Source organism: Umezawaea tangerina, assembly GCF_003002815.1.
GTDB lineage: Bacteria > Actinomycetota > Actinomycetes > Mycobacteriales > Pseudonocardiaceae > Umezawaea > Umezawaea tangerina.
Window position 1 is genome coordinate 2,139 of record NZ_PVTF01000022.1, and the last position, 20,241, is coordinate 22,379.

The 20,241-nt window shown below is 73.8% G+C and carries 1 protein-coding gene (cut by a window edge); it reads right to left on the reverse strand.

Going from position 1 to position 20,241, the window contains the following annotated elements; all coding sequences use genetic code 11:
• Positions 1–20,241, reverse strand: the 3' portion of a protein-coding gene (locus CLV43_RS43865) for a type I polyketide synthase (RefSeq protein WP_106196445.1). Its footprint extends 7,515 nt past the window's final position; the window shows 20,241 of its 27,756 coding nt (coding positions 7,516–27,756); its start codon lies off the right edge, out of view; its stop codon occupies positions 1–3.

Sequence of the window (20,241 nt, forward strand, 5' to 3'; positions counted from 1 at the left end):
CTAGACGCCGAACTCCTTGTCGATGAAGTCGAAGATCTCGTCGTCATCGGCGGTGTTGAGCTGGTCGGCGACGCTCTGGACGCCTCCCGCGGGCGCGTAGCGGGCCAGCAGCGCCTGGAGCCTGGCGACCACCGCGGTGCGCGCCTCGGAGTCCAGGTCGGTGCGTGCCGCGGCGCTCTCCAGGAGTCCCAGCTCGTCCAGGACGGGCTCGGGTGCCCGCTCGTCGAGCTCCAGCCGGTCGCGCAGGAAGTCGACCAGCGCGGCGGACGTCGGGTAGTCGAAGATGAGCGTCGCGGGCAGCGCCAGACCGGTCGCCGCGCCGAGCGTGTTGCGCAGCTCGACCGCGGACAGCGAGTCGAACCCGAGCTCGCTGAACGCCCGGTTCGGCTGGACCGCGTCGATCCCGCTGTGGCCCAGCACCGCGGCCACCCGTGCCCGCACCACGTCGAGCAGCAGCCGGTCCCGTTCCATCGGGGTCAGCGCGGCCAGGCGGCCCACCAGCTCCGACTGCTCGGGCTCGGCGGGGGCCGGTGCCATCGCCTCGCGCACCTCCGGCAGGTCGGCCAGCAGCGGGCTGGGCCTGGCCGCGGTGAACACCGCCGCGAACAGCTCCCAGTCCACGTCGGCCAGCGTGACCGTCGTGTCGCGCTGCGCCAACGACTCGCGCAGCGCGGCGACCGCCCGTGCGGCGGGCATCGCGGTCACGCCCCGGCGGCGCAGCTGCTCCGCCGCGTCGCCGTCGGCCATGCCGCCGTCGGCCCACGGGCCCCAGGCGACCGACAGCGCCGCCAGCCCCCGTGCCCGGCGCGACTCGGCCAGGCCGTCCAGCGCGGCGTTCGCCGTGGAGTAGGCGGACTGGCCGCCGCTGCCCCACGTGCCCGCGATGGAGGAGAACAGCACGAACGCGTCCAGCTCGCGGTCGCCGAGCAGCTCGTCGAGGTGCCGGGCGCCCGCGACCTTCGCCGCGAGGACCGCGTCGAACTCCGCGAGGCCGTGCTCCTCGATCGGCTGGAACAGCTCGGCACCGGCCGCGTGCACCACCGACGTCGGCGGGTACTCGGCCAGCAGCGCCCGCACCGCGGCGCGGTCGGCGACGTCGCAGGCCACCACGGTGACCCGCGCGCCGAGGGCTTCCAGCTCGGCGGTCAGCTCGGCCGCGCCCGGCGCGTCCTGGCCGCGGCGCGAGGTGAGCACCAGGTGCTCGACGCCCACACCGGCCAGCCAGCGGGCCACGTGCCCGCCGAGCGCGCCGGTGCCGCCGGTGACCAGGACCGTGCCGCGCGGCGTCCACTCGGTCGCGCCGTCGGTCGCCGGTGCGTGCACGAGCCGTCGGCCGAACACGCCGTTCTCGCGGACGGCCACCTGGTCCTCGGTGCCCGCCAGCACGGCGGTGACCCCGTCCAGGACGTGGTCGTCCACAGTGGACGGGACGTCGACCAGGCCACCCCAGCGGTGGGGGTGCTCCAGCGCCACGACCCGGCCGAGGCCCCAGAGCCCGGCCTGCACCGGGTCCACGTCCTCGGTCGCGGTCGCCACGCCGCCGCGGGTCAGGCACCACAGCGGCGCGTCGACCACGGCGTCGCCGAGAGCCTGCACCAGGACCACGGTCGACAGGGCGTCACCCACCAGGGACAGCACCCCGTCCACCTCGCCCGCGGTGACGAGCACCTCGGCCAGCAGCTCGCGGTCGGTCGACGCGTCGACCGGCACGACCTCGAGGCCGCGGGCGGTGAGCCCGGCCAGCAGCGCGGCGTCGTGGCCGCCCTCGGGGGCGACGACGAGCCAGCGTCCGGACGCGGTCGCCGGGCCGGTAGTGACCGGCTCCCAGCGGACCCGGTAGCGCCAGCCGTCCACTGTGGACCGGTCACGCCGGGAGCGCCGCCACGACGACAGCGCGGGCAGCACCTCGCTGAGCGGGCGGTCGCCGTCGAGGTCCAGGGCCGCGCTGAACGACTCCAGGTCCCCGCGTTCGACGGCCTCCCAGAAGCGGGCGTCCACCTCGTCGACGGCGATCGCCGCCGGGTCGCCCGCCAGCCAGAACCTCTCGTGCTGGAACGCGTACGTCGGCAGGTCGACCCGCTGGGCGCCGCTGCCCGCGAAGTAGGCGGCCCAGTCGACCGGCACCCCGCGCTCGTGCGCCTTGCCCAGCGCCTGGAGCAGGGTGGCGACCTCGGGGCGGTCCTTGCGCTGCCCGGCGACCAGCTCGGCGTCGGTCGCGGTCTCCGCGCCCATCGCGGTGAGCACGCCGTCCGGACCCAGCTCCAGGAACGTCGACACGCCCTCGGACTCCAGCGTCCGCACCGCGTCGGCGAACCGGACGGCCTCGCGGACGTGCCGCACCCAGTACTCGGGCGAGCACAGCTCCTCGGTGGTGGCGAGCTTCCCGGTCGACGTCGACACGATGGGGATCCTGGGCGCGGCGAAGGCCATGCCCTTGGCCGCCACCAGGAACTCGTCGAGCATGTCGTCCATCAGCGGCGAGTGGAACGCGTGCGACACGGCCAGCCGCTTGGACTTCCGGTCGGGGAAGTGCCTCAACACCCGCTCGACCTCGTCCTCGGCACCGGAGATGACGACGGAGGTCGGCCCGTTGACCGCCGCGATGGAAACCAGGGATTTCGCCAGATCGTCGGCTCCGCCGACGGCGAGGTGCGGCAACACCTCGTCCTCGGTGGCCTGCAACGCGACCATCGCACCACCGGCGGGCAGGGCCTGCATGAGCCGACCGCGAGCGCCGACCAGGACCGCCGCGTCCTCCAGCGTCAGCACGCCGGAGACGTGGGCGGCGGCCAGCTCGCCGATCGAGTGCCCCGCCAGGAAGTCCGGGCGGACGCCCCACGACTCGACGAGCCGGAACAGCGCGACCTCGAACGCGAACAGCGCGGGCTGGGCGAACTCCGTGCGGTCCAGCACCTCCTGGTCGTCCAGCCGGACGTCCAGCAGCGCGGCGACCTCGTCGAACGCCTTGGCGAACACCGGGAACGCCGCGTGCAGCTCGCGGCCCATCCCGACCCGCTGGCTGCCCTGACCGGTGAACAGCACGGCCAGCCTGCCGCCGGACACCGCCGACGACGGCTCCAGCGCGGCCAGCTCCCGCCGCAGCTCCTCCTGGTCCGCGGCCAGCAGCACCGCGCGGTGCTCCATCCGGGCCCGCGTGGTGGCCAGCGAGAAGCCGAGGTCCGCGAGGTCGGTCGGCGGCAGCGCGGCGAGCTGGTCGGCCTGCGCCCGCAGCGCCTCCGGCGTCCGGGCCGACAGCACGACCGGCACCAGCGGCAACGGGGTCCGCTCGACGACCGGCAGGTCCGCTTCGGGGGCCTGCTCGATGATCGTGTGCGCGTTCGTCCCGCTGATGCCGAACGACGACACCGCGGCCCGCCGCGGCCGGTCCACCTCGGGCCACGCGCGCTGCTCGGTGAGCAGCTCCACGGCCCCGGAGGCCCAGTCCACGTGCGGTGTCGGCTCGCTCACGTGCAGCGTCTTCGGCGCCGTCCCGTGCCGCAGCGCCATCACCATCTTGATCACACCGCCGACACCCGCCGCCGCCTGGGCGTGGCCGATGTTCGACTTGAGCGAGCCCAGCAGCAGCGGGGTCTCGCGGTCCTGCCCGTAGGTGGCGAGCAGCGCCTGCACCTCGATCGGGTCGCCCAGCGGGGTTCCCGTGCCGTGGCCCTCGACCACGTCGACGTCCGAAGTGGACAGTCCGGCGTTGGCCAGCGCCTGGCGGATCACCCGCTGCTGCGACGGGCCGTTCGGGGCGGTCAGCGTGCTGGACGCGCCGTCCTGGTTGATCGCGCTGCCCTTGACGACGGCGAGCACCTGGTGCCCGTTGCGCCGCGCGTCGGACAGCCGCTCGACCAGCAGCACGCCCACGCCCTCCGACCAGCCCGTGCCGTCCGCACCGGCGGAGTAGGCCTTCGACCGGCCGTCGGCGGACAGGCCGCGCTGGCGGGAGAAGTCGACGAACGTGTCGGGCGTGGCCATCACGGTCACACCGCCTGCCAGCGCGAGGTCGCACTCACCGCTGCGCAGGGCCTGCACGGCCCAGTGCAGCGCCACGAGCGAGGACGAGCAGGCCGTGTCGACCGTGACCGCCGGGCCTTCCAGGCCGAACGTGTAGGACACGCGGCCGGAAACGACGCTGCCGGAGGTGCCGGTGCCGAGGTAGCCCTCGACCTCGTCCGGGATGGCCGACAGGTTCGTCGCGTAGTCGTGGTACATCAGGCCCGCGAACACACCGGTCCTGGTGCCGCGCACCTTCGCCGGGTCGATGCCCGCCCGCTCGAACGCCTCCCACGACGTCTCCAGCAGCAGTCGTTGCTGCGGGTCCATCGCCAGCGCCTCGCGGGGCGAGATCCCGAAGAACGCCGGGTCGAAGTCGCCGGCCTCGTGCAGGAAGCCGCCTTCACGGGTGTAGGTCTTGCCGATGGCGTCGGGGTTCGGGTCGTACAGGCCGTCGAGGTCCCAGCCACGACCGGTCGGGAAGCCGGTGACCGCGTCGCGGCCCTCGGCCACGAGCTGCCACAGGTCCTCCGGCGAGCTGACCCCGCCGGGGAACCGGCAGGCCATCGCGACGATCGCGATCGGGTCGCCGTCGGCGACCTTCACGGAGGCGACCGCGTCGACCACCTCGTCCTCGTCGACCAGCTGGGTGCGCAGGTGCGTCGCCAGGGCGATCGACGTCGGGTAGTCGAACACCACGGTCGCGGGCAGCCGCAGGCCGGTCGCGGAGCCGAGCGCGTTGCGCAGCTCCACGGCGGACAGCGAGTCCAGCCCCATCTCGACCAGGCCGCGGCCCGGTTCGACGACACCGGAGTCCCGGTAGCCCAGGACGGCGGCGACCCGGCCGCGCACCAAGTCCAGCAGCAGCCGGTCCTGCTCCTCGGTCGGCAGGCCGAGCAGCCTGCGCGACCACGACGCCGACTCGGCCGAGGCCTTGGCGGCGTTGCGGCGCTTGGGAGTGCGGACCAGACCGCGCAGCAGCGCGGGCACGTCGGCGCTCGTGCGCAGCACGGCCGTGTCGAGCTTCATCGGCAGCACCAGGGCCGTGTCGGCGCGCAGCGCGGCGTCGAACAGCGCGAGGCCGTCGGCGACGGGCAGCACCGGCATGCCCGCCCGCGCCATCCGGGCGAGGTCGGCGGGCGAGAGCCCCGCTCCCATCCCGGTGCTCTGCTCCCACACGCCCCAGGCCAGCGACACCGCGGTCTGGCCGTTGGCCCGCCGGTGGGCGGCGAGGCCGTCCAGGAAGGTGTTGGCGGCGGCGTAGTTCGCCTGGCCGGGCGCGCCGAGCACACCGGAGGCCGAGGAGAACAGCGCGAACAGCTCCAGGTCGCCGGTGAGCTCGTGCAGGTGCCGTGCCGCGTCGGCCTTCGGGGCCAGCACGGTGTCGAAGCGCCGCGCGTCAAGGGATTCGAACACCCCGTCGTCCAGCACACCCGCGGTGTGCACGACGCCGGTCAGGTCGTCGATGCCCGCCAGCACGGCGGCAAGCGCTTCGCGGTCTGACACGTCGCAGGCGACGACGTCGACGTGGGCGTCCAGCTCGGCGACCAGCTCGGCCGCGCCGGGCGCGTCCGGGCCCCGCCGCGAGGTGAGGACCAGGTGCCGGACGCCGTACTCGGCCACCAGGTGCCGGGCCAGCTCCGCGCCCAGACCACCGGTGCCGCCGGTGACCAGCACCGTGCCGTCGAGGGTCTTCCCGGCCCCCAAGGCGAGCGGCACCAGCCGCGGCACGAACACCGTGCCGCCGCGGACCGCCATCTCGGGCTCGACCGCTCCGACCACGCCCGCGAGCGCGGGCTCGTCGATGTCCAGCAGCACGATCCGGTCCGGGTGCTCCGACTGCGCCGAGCGCACCAGGCCGGACACGGCTGCCTGCGTCGGGTCGACGTCCTCGCCGGACACCGACACCGCGCCGGACGTGACGACGAGCAGGCTGTCCCGCTCGCCCGCCAGGAACTCCTGGAGGTCGGCCAGCACACCGGCCACGACGTCGTGCAGGTCGCCGGTCGGCACGACCAGCACCTGGGCGTCCGGGTCGGGCGCCACGTCGTCGGCGGGCGCGGGCGTCCACTCGACGCCGTACAACGGGTCCGCGGCCTTGCGGTCGATCCGGTCGGCACTGATCTCGCGCAGCACCAACGAGTCGATCCGGACCACCGGCGACCCGGTGCCGTCCGCGGCCGAGACCGACACCGCGCCGCTGCGACCGGTCGGCGAGATCCTGGCCCGCAGTACCGAGGCGCCCGCGGCGAACAGGCTCACGCCGCCCCAGGAGAACGGCAGCGCGCCGGGCCCGGTCTGGCCGATCCCGATCGCGTGCAGCACGGAGTCCAGCAGCGCCGGGTGCACGCCGAACCCGGCGGCGTGGCGCTGTTCGGACTCGGGCAGGGCGACCTCGGTGTACACGTCTTCACCGTCGCGCCACGCGGCCGTCAGGCCCTGGAACACCGGCCCGTAGGCCAGTCCGCCTTGGGCCAGCTCGGTGTAGAGGTCGGTCACGTCCAGCGCGGTCGCACCGGTCGGAGGCCAGGTCGACAGGTCGAAGTCCGGTGTCCCGGCCTCGTCGGTGACGAAACCGGTGACGTGGGTCGTCCAGCGCACGTCCTCGCCGTCCGGTCGGGAGAGCACGGTGACGGCGCGACGGCCGTCCTCGTCCTCGCCGACCGCCACGTGCAGGCTGACGCCGCCGCGCTCGGGCAGGACGAGGGGTTCCTGGAGCAGCAGCTCCTCCAGGTGGCCGCAGCCGACCTCGTCACCCGCGCGGACGACCAGCTCGACCAGCGCGGTCCCCGGCACCACGACGGCACCGGCCACGACGTGGTCGCCGAGCCAGCCGTGCGTGGTCACCGAGAGCCTTGCGGTGGCGAGGACTCCGCCGTCGGGCATCGGCAGCACCGCGCCCAGCAACGGGTGTCCGGCCGAGTCCAGGCCAGCCGACGACACGTCGCCGACCGAGCCTGAGCCCTCCATCCAGAAGCGCTCGCGCTGGAACGCGTAGGTCGGCAGGTCGACCCGCCGCGCACCGGACCCGGCGAAGTAGGCCGCCCAGTCGACCGGCACGCCGCGGCTGTGCGCCGCGCCGACGGCCTGGACCAGGGTGGTGACCTCGTCGCGGTCCTTGCGCTGCCCGGCGATCAGCACCGCGTCCACGGCGCTCTCGGCGCCCATCGCGGTCAGCACACCGTCCGGGCCCAGCTCCAGGAACGTCGTGACGCCCTTGGCCTCCAGACCCGTCACGGCATCGGCGAAGCGGACCGTGCCGCGGACGTGCCGCACCCAGTACTCCGGGTCGGTCACGTCGCCCAGCAGTGGGATCTTGGGCTCGTGGAACGCCAACGTCGAGACCACCGCGCGGAACTCGTCCAGCATCGGCTCCATCAACGGCGAGTGGAACGCGTGCGACACGCTGAGCCGCTTGGACTTCCGATCGGCGAAGTGCGCGACCACCCGGTCCACGGCGTCCTCGTCACCGGCGACGACGACCGACGACGGCCCGTTGATCGCCGCGATGGACACCAGGTCCGTCAGGAGCGGCGTGACCTCGTCCTCGGTCACCTGCAACGCGACCATCGCGCCACCCGCGGGCAATGCCTGCATCAGGCGGGCACGGGCGTTGACCAGCGTCGCCGCGTCTTCCAGCGACAGCACGCCGGAGACGTGCGCGGCCGCGATCTCGCCGATCGAGTGCCCCGCCAGGAAGTCCGGCCGCACACCCCACGACTCGACAAGTCGATACAGCGCCACCTCCAACGCGAACAACGCGGGCTGGGTGAACTCGGTACGGTCCAACGTCTCCTGGTCGTCGATCCGGACGTCCACCAGTGCCGCGACCTCGTCGAACGCCTTCGCGAACACCGGGAACGCCGCGTGCAGCTCGCGACCCATCCCGGCCCGCTGACTGCCCTGACCGGTGAACAGGAACGCGAGCCGTCCCTCGGTGGCGGCCGTGGACTCGCCCGCGACAACGGCTTCCAGGCCGTGCCGCAGGTCGTCCGCGGAGGTCAAAGCGAGCACCGCCCGGTGCTCCAGCCGCGCCCGGCCGGTGGCCAGGGAGAAGCCGAGGTCGGTCAGGTCGGCCGTGGTGTCGAGCAGCGCGGAGGCCTGCGCCCGCAACGCCTCCGGGGTCTTGCCGGACAGCACCACCGGGACGACCGGCGGCTCGACCCGTTCCACGACCGGCGCCTCGACGACCGGGGCCTGCTCCAGGATCGCGTGGGCGTTCGTGCCGCTGAAGCCGAACGACGACACACCCACCCGGCGGACCCGGCCGGTCTCCGGCCACGGCACCGACTCGGTGACGAGGTCGACCATCCCGGCGGACCACTCGACCTCGTGCGTCGGCTCGTCCACGTGCAGCGTCTTCGGCACGACCCCGTGCCGCATCGCCATGACCGACTTGATCACCGCGGCGACACCGGCGGCGGCCTGCGTGTGCCCGATGTTCGACTTGACCGAGCCCAGCAGCAACGGGGTGGTCCGGTCCTGGCCGTAGGTGGCCAGCAGCGCCTGCGCCTCGATCGGGTCACCCAAAGCCGTTCCGGTGCCGTGCGCCTCCACGACGTCGACGTCCGAAGAGGACAGTCCGGCACCGGCGAGCGCCTTGCGGATCACGCGTTGCTGCGACGGCCCGTTCGGAGCGGTCAACCCGTTGGACGCGCCGTCCTGGTTGATCGCACTCCCCCGCACCACCGCGAGCACCTCGTGCCCGTTGCGCTGCGCGTCGGACAACCGCTCCACGAGCAGCATGCCGACACCCTCACCCCACGCCGTACCGTCCGCACCCGCCGCGAACGCCTTGCAACGACCATCGACCGCGAGACCGCGCTGCCGGGAGAAGTCCACGAACGCCGCGGGCGTCGACATGATCGTCACACCGCCCGCCAGCGCCAGCGAGCACTCACCGGAGCGCAGTGCCTGGACCGCCAGGTGCAGTGCCACCAGCGAAGAGGAGCACGCGGTGTCGACCGTGACGGCCGGGCCCTCCAGCCCGAAGGTGTAGGAGACGCGGCCGGACACCACGCTCGCCGCGTTGCCGGTGCCGACGTGGCCTTCGAGGCCGTCGGGGATCCGGGGCAGCAGGTCCAGGTAGTCCTGGCCGTTGGTACCGGCGAACACGCCGACCTGGCCGCCGCGCACGGACGTCGGGTCGATGCCCGCGCGTTCGAAGGCCTCCCACGAGGTCTCCAGCAGCAGTCGTTGCTGCGGGTCCATCGCGGTCGCCTCGCGCGGCGAGATCCCGAAGAACGCCGGGTCGAACTCGCTGACGCGGTCGACGAAAGCGCCCTCGACGACGTAGGACGTGCCCTCGTGGTCGGGGTCCGGGTCGTAGATGTTCGCCAGGTCCCAGCCGCGGTCGGTCGGGAACCCGGTCATCGCGTCCCGGCCCTGCTCCAGCAGCTCCCACAGCTGTTCCGGCGACGCCACGCCACCGGGGAGGCGGCAGGCCATCGCCACGATCGCGATCGGCTCGTCGACCCGGCCCGCGACCCCGGCCGTGGCCAGGGCTTCCGGCCTGGTGCCGACCAGCTCGGCCCGCAGGTGCTCGGCCAGCACGGCCGGGGTCGGGTAGTCGAACACCAGCGTCGCGGGCAGCTTCAGCCCGGTCGCGGTGCCGATCGCGCCGCGGAACTCCACGGCGGTCAGCGAGTCGAAGCCCAGCTCCTTGAACGCCAGCCCCGACTCCACGACCGCGTCGCCACCGAGGACGGCCACGACCTGGTCGCGGACCAGCTCCAGCAGCACGTGCCGCTGCTCGGCCTCCGACAGCCCGGTCAGCCGGGCCACCACACCCGAGTCGCCCACCGGCGCGGACGACAGCGCCTGCCGCACCTGCGGGAGGTCGGCCAGCAGCGGGCTCGGCCGCACGGACGTGAACAGCGGCGCGAACCGCTCCCAGTCGACGTCGGCCACGGTCAGCACCCCGACGTCCGAACCGACGGCCCGGCGCAATGCCGTCAGCGCGCGCTCCGGTGCCATCGGGCGGATCCCCTGTGCCCGCAGGTGTTCCTCGGCATCACCCTCGGTGGCCATGCCGCCGTCGGCCCAGGCACCCCAGGCGATCGACGTGGCGGCGAGACCGCGGGAGCGCCGCGAGTCGGCGAGCCCGTCGAGGTAGGCGTTGGCCGCGGCGTAGGCCGCCTGCCCGCCCGCGCCCCAGGTGCCCGCGATGGAGGAGAACAGCACGAACGCGTCGACGTCACCGACCAGTTCGTCCAGGTTCTTCGCGCCCGCGACCTTGGCCGCCAGCACACCCTCGAACTCGGCCAGGTCCTGCTCCGCCAACGGCGAGAAGGCCTCGATGCCCGCGGCGTGTACGACGGCGTCCGGCGGGTACTCGTCCAGCAATGCCTTCAGCGCGTCCCGGTCGGCCACGTCGCACGCGGCCACCACCACGGGGATCCCCAGCTCCAACAGCTCTTGGGCACCTGGCGCGTCCAGGCCACGACGGGACGTCAGCACCAGCTGCTCGGCACCGGCCTCGGCCAGCCAGCGGGCCACCCGACCGCCCAGGGCGCCCGTGCCACCGGTCACCAGGACCGTGCCGCGAGGCGTCCAGTCCGTCGTGCCACCTCGGGTCGGCACCAGCCGTCGACCGAAGACGCCGGACGGTCGGACGGCGACCTGGTCCTCAGTGCCCGCCAGCACGGCGACCAGTCGGTCCAACGCCTGCGCGTCCAGTTCCGGGAGGTCGACCAGACCGCCCCAGCGGGCGGAGTGCTCCAGCGCGACGACCCGACCGAGACCCCAGAGCTGCGCGAGTTCGGGCGTCACCACGACGTCGTCCCGGCCGGTCGTCACCGCGCCGCGGGTCGCGAACCACAGCGGGGCGTCGACGTTCCGCACCAGGTCCACGGCGGCGAGCACGTCGGTGACCAGCGAAAGGACACCGTCGAACTCCCCCACCGGCACTGCGGTCGGCTCGGCCACCACGACGTCCAGGCCGCGCGCGGTCAGTCCGTCGACCAGCGCGGACTCGTCGTCCGGCGACACCACCAGCCAGCGACCGGTCGCCCGGCCCGTCGGGGTGACGGGCTGCCACTCGACCCGGTACGTCCAGGCCGAACCGGCACGCCGTTCCACCAGTTCGGGCAGCGCGTCCACAGCCGCCGCCAGATCGCCGTTGTCGACGATGGACCAGAACTCGGCCTCGTCGACCACGGGCGCGACCTGCGAGCTGAGCCAGAACCACTCGTGCTGGAAGGCGTACGTCGGCAGTGCGGTCTTGCGCGCGCCGGAGCCAGCGAAGTACGCGGTCCAGTCGACGGCCTGGCCGCGCACGTGCAGCGCGCCCAGCGCCCGCAGCAGCGAGGTGACCTCTGAGCGGTCCTTGCGCAGCGCCGACACCAGCTCGGCCTCGCGCACGGAGTCCTGGCCCATCGCGGTGAGCACACCGTCGGGGCCCAGCTCCAGGAACGTCGTGACGCCCTTGTCCTCCAACGTGGTCACCGCGTCCGCGAAGCGCACCGCGTCGCGGACGTGCCGCACCCAGTACTCGGGGTCGGTGACCTCGCCGAGCAGCGGGATCTTCGGCTGGTGGAACGTCAGCGTCGACACGACCGCGCGGAACTCGTCCAGCATCGGGTCCATCAGCGGCGAGTGGAAAGCATGCGACACGGCCAGGCGCTTGGACTTGCGGTCGGCGAACTCCGCGACCACCTGGGCGACGGCGTCCTCCGCACCCGCGACGACCACGGACGTCGGCCCGTTGACCGCGGCGATCGACACGAGGTCGGTCAGGTGCGGCGCGACCTCGTCCTCGGTCGCCTGCAACGCGACCATCGCGCCACCGGCGGGCAGTGCCTGCATCAACCGGCCACGCTCGCCCACGAGCGTGGTCGCGTCTTCGAGGGAGAGCACCCCGGCCACGTGGGCCGCGGCGATCTCACCGATGGAGTGCCCGGCCAGGAAGTCCGGTCGCACGCCCCAGGACTCGACCAGGCGGTAGAGCGCCACTTCGAGGGCGAACAGCGAGGGCTGCGCGAACTCCGTCCGCTCCAGGGACTCGTCCAGCCGGACGTCCACCAGTGCCGCCACGGCGTCGAACGCCTCGGCGAACACCGGGAACGCCTGGTAGAGCTCACGTCCCATCCCGATGCGCTGCGAACCCTGTCCGGTGAACAAGACCGCGAGCCGCCCGCCCACGACCGAGCCCGACGTGAGCGCTTCGAGGCCCTGCCGCAGCTCGGTGTGGTCGGTGGCGACCACGACAGCGCGGTGGTCGAGGGAGGTCCGCGTGGTCACCGACGAGAAGCCGAGGTCGGCCAGCTCGACGGACGGGTCCAGCGCCGCCAGCAGCCGGTCGGCCTGACCGCGCACGGCGGCGGCCGTCTTGCCGGACAGCACCACGGGAACGGCGGGCAGCGGCTTGCGTACCTGGCCGGTCCCGACAAGCGGTGCAGGCGCCTGCTCGATGATCGTGTGCGCGTTGGTGCCGCCGATGCCGAACGCGGACACCGCGGCCCGGCGCGGACGCCCGGTCTCGGGCCACGCGGTGGCCTCGGTCAGCAGCGCGACGGACCCGGAGGCCCAGTCGACGTGCGGTGACGGCTCGTCGGCGTGCAGCGTCCTCGGCGCGATGCCGCGGCGGATCGCCTCCACCATCTTGATCACACCACCGACACCGGCGGCGGCCTGCGTGTGGCCGACGTTGGACTTCAGCGCGCCCAGCAGCACCGGGCGTTCGCGGTCCTGGCCGTAGGTCGCGAGCACCGCCTGCGCCTCGATGGGGTCGCCCAGCTTCGTGCCGGTGCCGTGCGCCTCGATGACGTCGATGTCCGAAGTGGACAGTCCGGCGTTGGCCAGCGCCTGGCGGATCACCCGCTGCTGCGACGGACCGTTCGGCGCGGTCAGCGTGCTCGACGCGCCGTCCTGGTTCACCGCGGAGCCGCGGACGACCGCGAGCACCTCGTGGCCGTTGCGCTGCGCGTCGGACAGCCGCTCGACGAGCACCATGCCGACGCCCTCGGCCCAGCCGACGCCGTCCGCCGAGGCGGAGAAGGCCTTCGACCGGCCGTCGGCGGACAGGCCGCGCTGGCGGGAGAAGTCGACGAACGTCTCGGGGGTCGCCATGACGGTGACACCACCGGCCAACGCCAGCGAGCACTCACCGGACCGCAGCGCCTGCACCGCCAGGTGCAGTGCCACCAACGACGACGAACACGCCGTGTCGACCGTGACGGCCGGACCTTCCAGCCCGAACGTGTAGGACACCCGACCGGACAGCACGCTGCCGGAGATGCCGGTACCGACGTAACCGCTGACCTCCTCGGGGATCGCGGTCAGACCGGTGGCGTAGTCGTGGTACATCAGACCGGCGAACACCCCGGTCCTGCTGCCGCGCAACGACGCCACGTCGATGCCCGCCCGTTCCACGGCCTCCCAGGACGTCTCCAGCAGCAGCCGCTGCTGCGGGTCCATCGCCAGCGCCTCGCGCTGCGAGATGCCGAACAGCGCGGGGTCGAACCGGCCCGCGTCGTGCAGGAAGCCGCCGGAGCGGGTGTAGGTCTTGCCGACCGCGTCGGGGTCCGGGTCGTACAGGCCTTCCACGTCCCAGCCGCGGTTGGTCGGGAACCAGGAGATGGCGTCGGTGCCGGAGTCGACCAGCCGCCACAGGTCCTCGGGCGAGGCGACCCCGCCGGGGTAGCGGCAGGCCATGCCGACGATCGCGATCGGCTCGTCGGTGCCGATCGAGGCCGCGGTGAACTCCTCGGTGGATTCCTCGTCACCCACAAGTTCGGTACGCAGGTGCGCGCCGAGCGCGGTGGCCGTCGGGTAGTCGAAGACCAGGGTGGCGGGCAGTCGGAGGCCGGTGGCCGCGCTGACCGCGTTGCGCAGTTCCACCGCGGACAGCGAGTCCAGGCCGAGCTCGACCAAGCCGCGCGCGGGGTTGATGTCGTCGGCCGAGCCGAAGCCCAGCACGGTCGCGACCTGCGCCCGCACCAGGTCGACGAGCAGCCGTTCCTGGTCGGTGCTCGGCAGTCCGGCGAGCTTGGCCACCCAGGGTGCCGCCGCGGCACCGGAAGCACCGGCGGCGATCCGCCGACGCGGCATCGGGACCAGGCCGCGCAGCGCGTGCTGGACGTGGCCGGTGGCGCGCAGGGCGGCGAGGTCGAGCTTCGCGGGCACCACGACGGGCTCGCCGACGAGCAGGGCGCGGTCGAACAGCGCCATGCCCTCGTCGATGCCCAGCGCGGGCATGCCGGAACGGGCGATCCGGGCCAGGTCGGCGTCGGAGAGCCCCGCGCCCATGCCGGAGTGCTGGTCCCACAGGCCCCAGGCCAGCGACACCGCGGGCAGGCCGAGCGAGTGCCGGTGCACGGCGAGCGCGTCGAGCGCGGTGTTGGCGGCGCCGTAGTTCGCCTGCCCCGGCGACCCGAGCACACCCGAGGTCGAGGAGAACAGGGCGAACAGCGCCAGGTCGCCGGTGAGGTCGTGCAGGTGCCACGCGGCGTCGACCTTGGGCGCGAACACCGCGTCGAGGCGTTGGGGCGTCAGGGACTCCAGGACGCCGTCGTCCAGCACACCGGCGGTGTGCACGACGCCGGTCAGCGGGTGGGCGGGATCGACGGAGGCCAACACAGCGGCCAGTGCGTCGCGGTCGGCCACATCACAGGCCACCACGTCCACCCGCGCGTCCAGCTCGGCCACCAGCTCGGCGGCGCCGGGCGCGGCCGGACCGCGGCGGGAGGTGAGCAGCAGGTGCCGCACGCCGTGCACGGCCACCAGGTGGCGGGCCAGCGCCGCGCCGAGACCACCGGTGCCGCCGGTGATCAGCACGGTGCCGTCGGGGTCGAGCGCGACCGGCTCGGCGTCCGCGGTGGCCCGCGCCAGGCGCGGCACGAGCGCCACGCCGTCGCGCAGGGCGACCTCGGGCTCGCCGGTCGCCAGGACCTGCGACAGGGCCGCGTGGATCTCGGCGCACGACTCCGCGTACACCAGCACGATCCGGTCCGGGTGCTCGGCCTGCGCCGACCGCACCAGGCCGGGGACACCGGCCTGGCCGGGGGTCTCCCCCGTCACCAGCACCAGCGTGCCGTCGCCGGTGGCGAGGAACGACTGGATCTCCACCAGCACGTGGCCGGTCACCTCGCGCGTCGTGCCGTCCGGCACGACCAGCACGGTGACGTCGTCCACAGAGGACTCTCCCGCGTTCGGGGCGGGGACCCAGTCGACGCGGAACAGCGAGTCGCCGCCGGTCGTGGCGAACCGCTCGCCGGAGATCGGCCGCAGCGCCAGGGACTCGACGTGCGCGACCGGGCTGCCCGCGCCGTCCGCGACGCGCACGGACACCGCGTCGCCGTGGCCGGACGGGGAGATCCGGGCTCGCACGACGGAGGCACCGGCGGCGAAGAGGCTGACGCCGTTCCAGGAGAACGGGAGCGCGGCGGACTGCGCGCCGCCGACGCCGATGCCGTGCAGCACCGAGTCCAGCAGGGCGGGGTGCACGCCGAACCCGGTGGCGGCCTTGTGCTCCGCCTCGGGCAGCGCGGCCTCCACGAGCACGTCGTCGCCGTCGCGCCAGGCGGCCCTGAGGCCCTGGAACACCGGCCCGTAGGCGAGTCCGGCGCGGGCCAGGTCCTCGTACACCGAGCCGAGGTCGACCTCGGCGCCCGCGGGCGGCCAGGTCGTGAGGTCGAAGTCGGGTGCCTGCAGCACTTCCGCGAGCACACCGACCGCGTGCGTCGTCCACTCGCCGCCGTCCGGCTGCGCCGACAACGTGATGGCGCGCCGACCGGAGGTGTCGGCGGGGTCGAGCACGATGTGCACGTTGACCGCACCGCCCTCGGGCAGGATCAGCGGGGCCTGGAGGAGCAGTTCCTCCACGTGCCCGGAGCCGACCTCGTCACCGGTGCGGATGGCCAGCTCGACCAGCGCGGTGCCGGGCACGACGACCGCGCCCGCCACGACGTGGTCGGCCAGCCAGCGGTGGGTGGCCGCGGCCAGCCGGGTCGTGCCGAGCACACCGCCGTCGGGGGTGCGCAGCACCGCGGCGAGCAGCGGGTGGTCGGCCGAGCCGAGGCCCGCCGACGTGACGTCACCGGCGACACCGTCGCTCTCCAGCCAGAACCGCTCGCGCTGGAACCGGTAGGTCGGCAGGTCGACCCGCTGGGCACCGGACCCGGCGAAGAACGCCGCCCAGTCCACCGGCACGCCGCGGCTGTGCGCAGCACCGACCGCCGTGACCAGGTTCTTGGCCTCGTCCCGGTCCTTGCGCAGGCCGGCGATCAGCACCGCGTCGGTGGCACTGTCGGCGCCCATCGCGGTGAGCACACCGTCGGGGCCCAGCTCCAGGAACGTCCGCACGCCCTGCGCTTCCAGGGTCGTGACGGCGTCGGCGAAGCGGACCGTGCCGCGGACGTGCCGCACCCAGTACTCCGGGTCCGTGACCTCGCCCAGCAGCGGGATCTTGGGCTCGTGGAACGCCAGCGTCGACACCACCGCTCGGAACTCGTCCAGCATCGGCTCCATCAGCGGCGAGTGGAACGCATGCGAGACGCTGAGCCGCTTGGACTTCCGATCGGCGAAGTGCGCGACGACCCGGTCCACCGCGGCCTCGTCACCGGCGACGACGACCGACGTCGGCCCGTTGACCGCGGCGAGCGACACGGTGTCGTCGAGCAGTGGGAGGACTTCGTCCTCACCTGCCTGCAACGCGACCATCGCGCCACCGGCGGGCAGTGCCTGCATCAGGCGGGCACGGGCGTTGACCAGCGTCGCCGCGTCTTCCAGCGACAGCACCCCGGCCACGTGGGCCGCGGCGATCTCGCCGATCGAGTGCCCCGCCAGGAAGTCCGGCCGCACACCCCACGACTCGACAAGTCGATACAGCGCCACCTCCAACGCGAACAACGCAGGCTGGGTGAACTCCGTGCGGTCCAACGTCTCCTGGTCGTCGATCCGCACATCCACCAAGGCCGCGACCTCGTCGAACGCCTTCGCGAACACCGGGAACGCCGCGTGCAGCCCACGGCCCATGCCCGCGCGCTGCGAGCCCTGACCGGTGAACAGGAACGCCAGCCGTCCGGCCGACGCCTCGGTCGACTCGGCCGTGGCCAGGGCTTCCAGGCCCCGGCGCAGCTCGTCGTGGTCCGAGACCGCGAGCACGGCCCGGTGTGCCAGGCGCGACCGGCCGGTGGCCAGCGAGAAGCCCAGGTCGTGCAGGTCGGCGTCGGTCTCCAGCAGCGCGAGGGCCTGCGCTCGCAACGCCTCCGGGGTCTTGCCCGAGAGCACCACCGGCACGACCGGCGGCGCGACCCGCTCACCCGCGGACACCACGACCGGGGCCTGCTCCAGGATGGCGTGCGCGTTGGTGCCGCTGAAGCCGAACGACGACACACCCACCCGGCGCACCCGCCCGGTCTCCGGCCACGCGACGGCCTCGGTGACCAGGTCGACCGACCCGGCCGCCCACTCGACCTCGTGCGACGGCTCGTCCACGTGCAGCGTCTTGGGCACGATCCCGTGCCGCATCGCCATGACCGACTTGATCACCGCGGCGACACCGGCGGCGGCCTGCGTGTGCCCGATGTTGGACTTCAGGGATCCCAGCAGCAGCGGCCGTTCGCGGTCCTGGCCGTAGGTCGCCAGCAGGGCCTGGGCCTCGATCGGGTCGCCCAGCGCGGTGCCGGTGCCGTGCGCCTCGACCACGTCGACGTCCGAAGTGGACAGACCGGCGTTGGCCAGCGCCTTGCGGATCACGCGTTGCTGCGACGGACCGTTGGGGGCGGTGAGACCGTTGGACGCGCCGTCCTGGTTGATCGCGCTGCCGCGGACCACGGCAAGGACCTCGTGGCCGTTGCGCTGCGCGTCGGACAACCGCTCGACGAGCAGCATGCCGACACCCTCGCCCCACGCCGTGCCATCCGCACCCGCCGCGAACGCCTTGCAGCGTCCGTCGGCGGCAAGACCGCGCTGGCGGGAGAAGTCGATGAACGCGATCGGCGTGGACATGACGGTCACACCACCAGCCAGCGCCAGTGAACACTCACCGGCCCTCAGCGCCTGCACAGCGAGGTGCAGTGCCACCAACGACGACGAGCACGCCGTGTCGACGGTGACGGCCGGGCCTTCCAGCCCGAACGTGTAGGAGATGCGGCCGGAGAACACGCTGGCCGCGTTGCCCGTCCCGACGTGGCCTTCGAGCCCGGTCGGGATGCCCGGCACCAGGTCGAGGTAGTCCTGGCCGTTGGTGCCCGCGAACACGCCGACCTGGCTGCCCCGCAGGGAGTCCGGGTCGATGCCCGCGCGTTCGAAGGCCTCCCACGAGGTCTCCAGCAGCAGTCGTTGCTGCGGGTCCATCGCCAACGCCTCGCGGGGGCTGATCCCGAAGAACGCCGGGTCGAACCTGCTGACGTCGTCCAGGAAAGCGCCCTGGAGCACGTAGGACTTGCCCTCGTGGTCGGGGTCCGGGTCGTAGAGGTTCTCCAGGTCCCAGCCGCGGTCGGTCGGGAAGCCACCGATGGTGTCGACACCGCCCGCGACGAGGTCCCACAGCTGTTCGGGTGACGCGACGCCGCCGGGGAAGCGGCAGGCCATCGCGACGATCGCGATCGGCTCGTCGGCGCGCAGCGCGATGTCGTGCGCCGCCAACGCCTCCGGGCGCGAGCCGACCAGCTCGCCGCGCAGGTGCTCGGCGAGCACGAGCGGCGTCGGGTAGTCGAAGATCAGCGTCGCGGGCAGCCGCAGGCCGGTGACCTTCGCGATCGAGCCGCGCAGCTCCACGGCGGTCAGCGAGTCGAAACCCAGCTCCTTGAACGCCCGCGTCGGCTCCACCGCGTCCACGGACGCGTGCCCGAGCACGGTGGCGACCTGCGAGCGCACCAGCTCCAGCACCTCGTGGCGCTGCTCGGCCTCGCCCAGCGGGGTCAGCTTCGCCACCAGCGCCGAGGCGCCGGCGGCCGGGGTCTGCGCAAGGGCTTGGCGGACCGGCGGGAGGTCGCGCAGCAGCGGGCTCGGCCGCGCCGAGGTGAACAGCGGCGCGAACCGCCCCCACTCCACGTCGGCGACGGTGACCAGGCCCTCGTCGAGCCCAACCGCCTGGCGCAGCGCGAACACGGCCAGCTCCGGCGCCATCAGCCGGACACCGCGCAGCCTCAGGTGTTCCTCGACCTCGTCCTCGGCGGCCATGCCGCCACCGGCCCAGGCACCCCAGGCCACCGACAGCGCGGTCAGCCCGCGGGCGCGACGGGACTCGGCGAGACCGTCCAGGTAGGCGTTGGCGGCGGCGTAGGAGGTCTGGCCGCCGCTGCCCCACGTGCTGGCGATCGAGGAGTACAGCACGAACGCGTCCAGCTCGCGGTCGCCCAGCAGCTCGTCCAGGTTCGCCGCGCCGGTGACCTTGGCGGCGAGCACCCGGCGGAAGTCGGCCATGTCGTGCTCGGCGAGCGGCGTCAGCGCCTCGATGCCCGCGGTGTGCACGACGGCGTCCGGCGGGTAGGCCTCCAGCAGCGCCGCGAGCGCCTCGCGGTCGGCGACGTCGCACGCCTCCACGGAGACGCGGGCGCCCAGCCCGGTCAGCTCGGCCACCAGCTCGACCGCGCCGGGAGCGTCCATGCCCCGGCGCGAGGTCAGCACCAGGTGCTCGGCACCGGCACCGGCCAGCCAGCGCGACACCTGCCCGCCCAGCGCGCCGGTACCGCCGGTGACCAGCACCGTGCCGCGCGGCGACCACTCGGTCCCGACCCCGGCCGGGGCCTGGGTGAGCCGACGGCCGACCACGCGGGACGCGCGGATCGCGACCTGGTCCTCGCCACCGGCGAGCACCTTCACCAGCCGGTCCAGCGCCTTGTCGTCCAGCTCCGGCGGCAGGTCGACGAGACCGCCCCACCGGTCGGGGTGCTCCAACGCGGCCGTGCGGCCGAAGCCCCAGACCGCGGTCCGCTCCGGCACCACGACGGCGTCGTCGGGTCCCGTCGACACCGCGGCGCTGGTGGCGCACCAGAGGCGGGCGTCGATCCCCGCGTCACCCAGTGCCTGCACCAGGACGGCGGTCTCGACGACGTCGTCGGACACCGACAGCACGCCGTCCAGCGCGCCGACGGTGACCAGCTCGGCGGCCAGCGCGACCCGGTCGGTCGACGCGTCGACCCGCACCAGGTCGAGGCCGCGGGCCGCCAGCCCGTCGACCAGCTCGGTGGCGGCGGGGCCGACCAGCAGCCAGCGGCCGGTCGCGCGGGTCCCGGACTCCGACACCCGCTGCCACTCGACCCGGTAGCGCCAGTTGTCCACAGTGGACGAGCCGCG